Source organism: Amycolatopsis speibonae (assembly GCF_042647925.1).
GTDB lineage: Bacteria > Actinomycetota > Actinomycetes > Mycobacteriales > Pseudonocardiaceae > Amycolatopsis > Amycolatopsis speibonae.
This window is the reverse complement of record NZ_JBHRWK010000104.1, coordinates 1-7,520: the sequence shown is the minus strand read 5'-3', so window position 1 is coordinate 7,520 and position 7,520 is coordinate 1. Positions and strand designations below refer to the sequence as shown.

The following is a 7,520-nucleotide window of genomic DNA, read 5'->3' as shown; positions in this document are numbered from 1 at the left end:
GCACCGGCTTCAACGACATCAGCAGCCACACTCCACAGATCCGCGATCATCACAAGACCCTGACCAGCGTAGACGCCACCACCCCGAATAAACCAACAGCATCGCTGATCGACGTCAAGTCGTTCCAGGACTCGAGGTTGTTTCCTGACTTCGTCGACGACTTGCGCTCGGTCCCGGTAACCGATCTCATCCCGCGAGGGTACGGTCCCCATCCCGAAGCGACCGCGTATTCCGAGCACTTGGTCGATCAAGCCGGGGCTTGAGCGCCGGCGACCCCTGCGTGTTCGACAGCAGCAGCCTCCACCTTGACGTTCTCCGTCGTCGGTGAGGACACCGGGCGGTCTGTTCCCTTCGGCGATCGTGGGCGGATACTCGTCGACCACGTCAGCAAATCTGGTGCCTTCCGGATACGTGAACCGGACCATGACCCGTGCCACGGGGAGACGGAAGTGCGGTCCTCTGGCCGGCCCTGCATCTCGTCCAGGATCCTCACGCCCTGCGGATCGGGGTGGAGTTTCCTGTGCCTGGTTCGCACAAGGGCGCCCGGGGAACGGTGTCGCCCCGTTGGCGAATTCACTCGCCCGTGACAACGCTGACCCGTCGCGAGGAGGTCATCGACGCGCTCGTCCGCGAACCCTCGATCCGTGACAATCCACGTCGGTGACCGGCCGACCTATTGGTCCCGGCCTGGCCGCCGCACGGATGGCACGGCCCTTCGGTATCACCGGGCGGCGGGAATCAGCCCTGCACCCAAAGACTCGGTCGTCACATATTTCCCGGACAGGTGGTCCGCGGCTCCACTAGTCACAGCCTCCAACGCCCGTACGGCCGCGTCGACCTCGGTGAATCCGCCGGTGTCCTGCGCCGCGCGGAACCAGTCGTGGATCCGATTCTCCCAAGGGTTGTCCGTGTGCCCCCGCTGAAAATGCGCTTTCGTCATCCCGGCGTCGAGGATGCCGGGGTCGAACGCGATCGCGGTGACACCGGTTCCGCGCAACTCTCCGGCGAGATTCGCGGTCAGAGAGATCAAGGCGGCCTTGGAGACGGAATACGCGCTGGCGTAGGGCCAGCGATACTGTCCGGCACGGCTCACCACGTTGATGACGCGCCCGCTGCCCTGGTCGACCATCCCGGACACCACCTTGCTGGTGAACGACCAGGCGCCACGGAGATTCACTTCCATGGTGTGCCACCATGCTTGGTCGTCAACGCTCCACAGTGGTCCGATCGGGCCGGTGGTGGCACCATTGTTGACCAGAACGTCGATTCCACCGAAGAGACGTGTCGCCTTGTCGACAGCTTCTGCTACGGCGCTGCTGTCGGCCAGGTCGGCGACCATGAAGTCAGCGGTTCCACCGCTGCCGCGGATGACGTCCACCGTCTCGGCAAGCGCCTGTCCGTCACGGCCTGTGATAAATACCGAAGCCCCTGAGGAGGCCACTTGCTCGGCGCATGCCTTGCCGAACCCGTGGCCTCCGCCGGTGAGCAGGACTCGTGGCGAGGATCGCCGTAACTGTTCGCCGGCGGTCGAGGAGACTGGTTCCTTCCTCACAGGCTTAACTCCCTTTCACGGTTTGACGAGGACCTTGGTCGCTTGACGGTTCGCCATCGCCTGGTAGCCGAGGTCGATGCCGGCCAAGTCGACGACGCGGTCGAAGACCGGGCTCGGATCCAAGTCACCGGCGATGACGTCATCGAGCAAGGCCGGAAGATAAGCCCTGGCGGGCGCGAGGCCACCGGTGACGGTGATGTTGCGCAGGAAGCGAGCCATCGGCTCCACGACACTGTGGGGGCCACCGACCAAACTGATGGCTCCACCGTCGGCACAGATCGCCATGGCCGTGTCCACCGTGTCTTGTTCACCGACGGCATCGACCACCAAGTCCACCCCGGCACCTCCGGTGGCTTCGATCACCTGTGCCTCACCCTCGGCTCCCCGGACGGTGACCACGTCCGTAAGGCCGAACCTCCGCCCGATACTCAAGCGCGCTTCGTGGCGTCCTAGCAGAAAGACCCGTTCGACGCCTGCTCTCCGTGCAGCCAGAACCGAGCACAGACCCACCGCGCCGTCTCCGATCACGGCGACCGTCGCGGGCCTGGATATTCCGCCTGCGTGAATGGCGTGATGGCCGGTGGCCATCACATCCGCCAGCGTGAGCACGGCCGGAATGCGCTCGTCGTTCTCATCGAACGGCACCTGAACCAAGGTGCCGTCGGCGAAGGGAACGCGCACGCCTTCCGCCTGCGCGCCTCCCGCCGCGATGCTCCACATCCCGCCCTGCGGACAGGAGCTCTGCAGACCGTGAGTACAGCGGACGCATTCGCCGTCACAGAACATGAACGGAGCGACCACCAGTTGCCCAGGGCGCACGGTACGGACAGCAGCGCCCACGTGGGCGACCACGCCGACGAACTCATGCCCGCAACGCGGTCCCTGAAGCGGTCCGGGCTTGCCAAGGTAGCAACGCAGATCCGTGCCACAGATCCCGGCGGCGACCACTCGTACGACGGCGTCCGTCGGCTGTTCGATCCTGGGGTCGCGCACCTGCTCCACGGACACTCGTCCGGGTGCGTGCAGCATCGCCGCCCTCATCATCGTGTCACCCGCTGCCGCTGGGTCTTCTTACGCGCGAGGGTGAGGCCGTCCGCGACGGTGAGAAGCACCGACTCGACCCGGTCGTCCGCCAGCACGTGTTCGTTGAACTCCCTGATGGCACGTGCGTTGCCCGTCGCCGTCAGCGAAGCCGCCTCGCCCTGATAGAGGACGTTGTCCGCGATCAACAGACCGCCGGGGCGGATCCTGGGCACGAGCGCCTCCCAATAGTCGAGATAGCCGACTTTGTCGGCATCGACGAAGGCCATGTCGAACAAGGGGAACTCCGGGAACCTGCGCAGCGTCTCGCCCGCCGGGCCGAACAGCGGTTCGATCCGGTCGGCGACACCGGCTTGTCGCCACGCCGCCGCCGCGATATCGGCCCACCTGTCGGTGACATCGCAGGTGAACACCACACCGCCGGGACCGACCCCGTCGGCCAGCGCCATGGTCGAATAGCCCGTGAAGGTACCCACTTCGAGGACCGTCCGAGCCGACGTCAGTCGCGCGAGCATGGTCAGCAGCACACCCTGCTCGGAGGGAATCCGCATCTCCGCGATCGCGCCCAACGCGACTGTCTCGTCGATGAGTTCGCGCTGGGCCGCGGTCAGTGGCCCGGCTTGATCCCGTGCGTATCGCATCAGCTCCGGTGTCAGCGCCACCGTCTTGTCCACCTCGGGGTGCGACATGGTCGTCTGGGTCATGGTGATCCTCTCCGCGATAGTGGCATCGGCGTTCACCGTCGCTCTGCTACGGGTGGACGAATCCGCACGTCCTCGACGATTGTTCCCGTTCGAGAAAATACAGATTTCTTCCCGCTCAAACGCCACGTGTTCCACGTCATGGAATTCGTGATCGAGCCGTTAGGAGGCCGGGAAATCATCGATGGCTCCAGCACGGGCCTCAACGGATTCGCGCCACCTCCGGGTGAGACCGGCGAGGTCCGGTGCTTCCTCGGGCGCGAGGATGCTGAGCCGGGCGCGGTCGCCGTATGTGACGAGCAGCGCGAAGCACAAGTGTCCTGGAGGCAGCCAGGGAATCGCGGTGACGTCCAGCACCGGCAGCCCCAACAGCCGAAGCGGGAACTCCGCTCGCACGCTGGACGCCGTCATGCCGACCTTCGTGGGATCCGTCGTGGTCCGCAGGGCCCATCCGACGGCCCGGGAAGACGCGTCGTGCAGCAAGGGCCCCCATGCCTTCCGATGTGTCGCGGTCCGACGGCGACCGGCGGCACGGACGATGTGGCGAAGGTGCTCATCCGGCTTTGAGCCGGACACTGGCAGCTCAAGGCGCATGAGGCCGAGGTGGTTGACGAAATCGTCCGACAAGCACGTTCCGGAGGTTTCGACGGGTACCAAGACATCCCGACGTGAACCTTCCTCCTGCGCGGGCAGCCAAGCGTCGAGTGCCTCCGAGAACGCCGCCAGGTGCACCTGGTTCACGGTCGCGCCGCTGGCCCTCGCCACCGCCGTCAAGCGGTCGAGCTGAACTTCGTCGCAGACGAGCACCCTGCCCCGACCTTGAGGCGCTTGCGGCGCCTTCGCCGCCGATAGACGAGCTTTCATCAAGTCGGGAAGCAGTGACAGAAGGGCCTTCGAGCCCCTGGACGAAGATCGCGCACCGGTCTCGGATCGCCACCTCGGCGGCTCATCATCGCCAAGCAGGGCGACGATCGTCCGTAGAGCCGCGCCGGCGTCCTGCCGGGCGTGGTGCACCACGTAATGGATATTCCAGGTACCGTCACCACCCTGCTCGGTCAGCCAAACACCCCACGGCGGCCTCGATGGATCGTGCCAGTCGCCGAGAAGAGAGTGTGCCGTGTGGACAGTTGCTTGCCGCGGCGCTTCCCGCACGTGGTATCGGATGTCGACCTCTGGAACTCGCGTCCACTCGGGAGGCGTGTCGGCCTTCAATCTCTCTGTGAGCGGGAAGAGACGCGCCACTCGGGATTCGACCATCTCCCGTACCTCGTCAAGTGGCCGACGCGGCCCGGACACGCGGAGAGTGAATCCGAAGTAGAGGTCGGCCGGGCTGGGCGCAAAGCCCTCCAAGTTGGCGAACACGGTCGCCAACTGATCCGCGGATCTGGCGCCGGAGTGAGTCGGTGTTGACGGGGATTCCACTGTTCCGTCTCCTGCCTGTCAGGAGACAGGATCTTCCCAGCAACCGGCGCCGACTGGACAACCGCGAAGTTTTTCTTTCACTTACTCTGCCCGAAAGGCTTCTTGGCGCTACGAACGGCCCAGCACCGAGGGTGCGACAGTCGCCATTACCCGCCGCGAACGTCTTTCAGGTAGTGAAACACCGCCGTGACCCGGCGGTCGGCGCTGTCGTCAGGGGTGCGGTCCAGCGTCGCGAAGATATTCCGGATGTGCTTGTGAGCGGCACCGGCGCTGACTACCAGGCGCGCCGCGAGCGTGTCGGGCGCGTCGATCAAACTGCGATCGGCGAGCATCGGCGGCAGGATTCCGCGCACGACCGCCCGTAGTTCGGCGAGCGCCTGCTCGGCCGCGTCCTCGGCTCGTCCGAAGACCTCATCGGCATCTCCTGCCCCCGCCACAGCACGTCGAGCTGCCCTCGATCACATTCAGCGCACCAGGCGATTCTGTGCTCCGTCACGCAGAGCGCGTTCGACCCGCCGAAGTTCCGTGGAGTGCGAGCCGCGCGAGCGGCGGACAGGTGCGCGATACGCAACGCGAGGTCGGTGTCCGTGCCAAGTCGCAAGAGACGCCGAGCAGTCCGACGGCCAGAGCGCCCGGGAAGTCACGCACCACCACCCGAAGATCGAGAAGGCCGACTTGTCCGCTAGGAAGGAGATGCCACCACATCGGAAATATGCCATCTCGCACTGTGTTGAGAACCAAAGTCAGTCAGATGAGCCCTAGCTGGACCCGGCGACTGCGGCGACAAGCTGCAGAGCGGACGCCGCTCACTCTACGTGATCTCGGCTGCTACAGATACCACCATGTCGGGCCTGGTTTCGAGCAGATGTCAGGGCCGAGACAAGGTTCCGGTGCAGTTCCTCACGAGATCACTCGAGGTACGCCAATGGCGTGACGGTGGACGATAGGGTCACCATGGGCGGTCACCGGCTGTCACAATCGAGAGCGAACCATGCCGATGGGGAGGAACGTGCGGGTGCCGGGAGTCGACTTGATCATGGCGGCATTGAGTGCTGGAGCCGCCGCCGGAATCACCACAACGACCACGAGCGCGATCACCGATTCGTACTCACGGTTGAAATCGCTACTGGGCCGTAAGGATGTGGCCATTGAAGACTTGCGACCGGACGAGCTCCGCGTGAGGCTCACCGAGTCCGCAGCGGCGGCCGACGAGCACGTCCTGACAACGGCGCAGAGGCTGCTGGATCTAGTGGAGCAGGGTATCGGCAATTCGGCGAATACGGTGACCACGAATCACGGCGCGGTCGGTACGTTCAACGCACATGTATCGTTCGGGCAGCCACCAATCCCCCCGACCTCACCGGAGACGACGTAGCGCCACCCGTCTCCGGTGCCGGACCGGCCCAAGTCAACAATGGCGCCATTGGTGTCTTCCATGCGGCTGTGACGATAAACGGACCGCCGCCCATCGAGTTCCCGCATCGTGTAGGCAGACCTCCCCTTCCGGCGGACTGCCGGCAGACGCGTCCCGTGGACGCGGCGCTCGCATCCACAGCCGGCGACGGGACGGTCGTGGTGTGTTCGGGCATGGGCGGGGTAAGCAAAACCCAGCTGTTTCGGCATTCGGGTATCAGCTCTGGGAGGCAGGGGATATCGACCTGCTCGTGTGGGTCGCGGCGTCCTCGCGCGACGCGGTGTTGTCGGGTTTCGCGCAGGCGTCGATAGATATCGCTGGTATCCCGACCAATCCGGAGACGTCCGCCGACCGCTTTCTGAACTGACTGGAGACCACGGAGCGCCGCTGGCTAGTGGTGCTGGACGACGTGATAGTGCCCGCGGATCTCGCCGGCCTATGGCCACCGACGCATCCCCATGGCCGAGTCGTGGTCACCACCCGGCGCCCGCTCACGCTTCGGGCTTCTCCGGTTCGGGCTCAACGACCGGCGAGGCAACAGTGCCTGCTTCGAACGCCTCAGTGATCTCCCCCGGGATCCTGCCCTGGTCGGAGAGCGTATAGCCATTCTCGGCAGCCCACGCACGCACCTGCTGGTCATATTCCTGGTCAGTCCCCGAGGCCGCACTACGCCAGGGAGCGGCGCCATCTGTCAACTGGCCGACCGCAACCTTGATGCGCCGTCCACCGATCCGGCGGCCCGCAGCCACATAGCGGTCAAACTCCTCCCGCAGCGCCTGCGCGTTCTTATCCGACAAGTCGATCTCATAGGACACGCCATCCAACGCGAACGGCAGAGTCTGAGTTGCCTCGCTACCGTCGAGATCATCCAAGATCTCGACGCTGACCCTCTTCGCCATGCAACAAGCCCTTTCACCAGGTCAAATTTCACGGACCAGTGCGAACAGTTCCCGGCAGACCCGACGCGTGGCGTCCGTCGAGTGCCGGACCTTCTGAGTCCGGCCATGACCCAGTTCAGCATCTCGCCGGACGCCACGCATCAAGAAACCATCAGCGGAACACTCCAGAGGCAGCCCCAAGCCATGGGCCTCAACTCTCGGGCATGGCAGTGGCCCGCTCCTGCAAGCCGGGTCCGAAGCTAGGAGCGGGCCACTGCTTTTCCTTCACTGTCACGCGACACCTCAGGATGGGCGCTGCCTCGACAAGAACAACTGAGGGCCACGCAATAGCCACATTACGTCACCGTGGCGCGGTGCGCGGGCAGACAATGTGGACGAAAATCCCTGGACTGAGGTTGTCCCGGGGAGCCGGACACCGGGGTTTATGCCACGAGGGCGTGGTCTTGACGATAGCTTATGCGGGTTTCGTGGGGTGTTCGGTAGTCGAGTGT

The 7,520-nt window shown here is 64.9% G+C and carries 8 protein-coding genes and 1 pseudogene; 3 read left to right on the top strand and 6 right to left on the bottom strand.

Annotated elements, in window-relative coordinates; translation table 11 throughout:
- A pseudogene (locus tag ACFOSH_RS40760) lies at positions 1–263 on the top strand (hypothetical protein); the annotation flags it as partial.
- Between the two features lie 458 nt (positions 264–721).
- Here the strand turns inward: ACFOSH_RS40760 and ACFOSH_RS40755 are convergent.
- From ACFOSH_RS40755 to ACFOSH_RS40735, 5 genes are all read right to left on the bottom strand, one after another.
- Positions 722–1,552 (bottom strand): SDR family NAD(P)-dependent oxidoreductase, encoded by an 831-nt coding sequence (locus ACFOSH_RS40755; protein WP_378246582.1) that lies wholly within the window; start codon positions 1,550–1,552, stop codon positions 722–724.
- A gap of 15 nt (positions 1,553–1,567) precedes the next feature.
- Positions 1,568–2,593: a zinc-binding dehydrogenase gene (locus tag ACFOSH_RS40750; protein ID WP_378246586.1), complete on the bottom strand. Its 1,026-nt coding sequence runs from the start codon at positions 2,591–2,593 to the stop codon at positions 1,568–1,570.
- Entirely contained in the window at positions 2,593–3,297 is a 705-nt protein-coding gene (locus ACFOSH_RS40745) for an O-methyltransferase (protein ID WP_378246580.1), read from the bottom strand. The genes ACFOSH_RS40750 and ACFOSH_RS40745 overlap by 1 nt, the downstream gene beginning before the upstream one ends.
- Positions 3,298–3,456: 159 nt before the next feature.
- Entirely contained in the window at positions 3,457–4,590 is a 1,134-nt protein-coding gene (locus ACFOSH_RS40740) for a wax ester/triacylglycerol synthase domain-containing protein (RefSeq protein WP_378246584.1), read from the bottom strand.
- A 272-nt stretch (positions 4,591–4,862) separates the two neighbouring features.
- Complete coding sequence (locus ACFOSH_RS40735) at positions 4,863–5,153, bottom strand: hypothetical protein (protein WP_378246578.1); 291 nt, start codon at positions 5,151–5,153, stop codon at positions 4,863–4,865.
- Positions 5,154–5,731: 578 nt separating this feature from the next.
- Between ACFOSH_RS40735 and ACFOSH_RS40730 the strand changes: the two genes are divergently transcribed.
- On the top strand, positions 5,732–6,091 hold the full coding sequence (locus ACFOSH_RS40730; RefSeq protein WP_378246576.1) for a hypothetical protein: 360 nt from the start codon (positions 5,732–5,734) through the stop codon (positions 6,089–6,091).
- 202 nt (positions 6,092–6,293) lie between these two features.
- Entirely contained in the window at positions 6,294–6,497 is a 204-nt protein-coding gene (locus ACFOSH_RS40725; RefSeq protein WP_378246574.1) for a hypothetical protein, read from the top strand.
- A 124-nt stretch (positions 6,498–6,621) separates the two neighbouring features.
- Here ACFOSH_RS40725 and ACFOSH_RS40720 read toward each other — a convergent pair whose 3' ends face one another.
- On the bottom strand, positions 6,622–7,029 hold the full coding sequence (locus tag ACFOSH_RS40720) for a histone-like nucleoid-structuring protein Lsr2 (RefSeq protein WP_378246572.1): 408 nt from the start codon (positions 7,027–7,029) through the stop codon (positions 6,622–6,624).
- Positions 7,030–7,520: the final 491 nt, after the last annotated feature.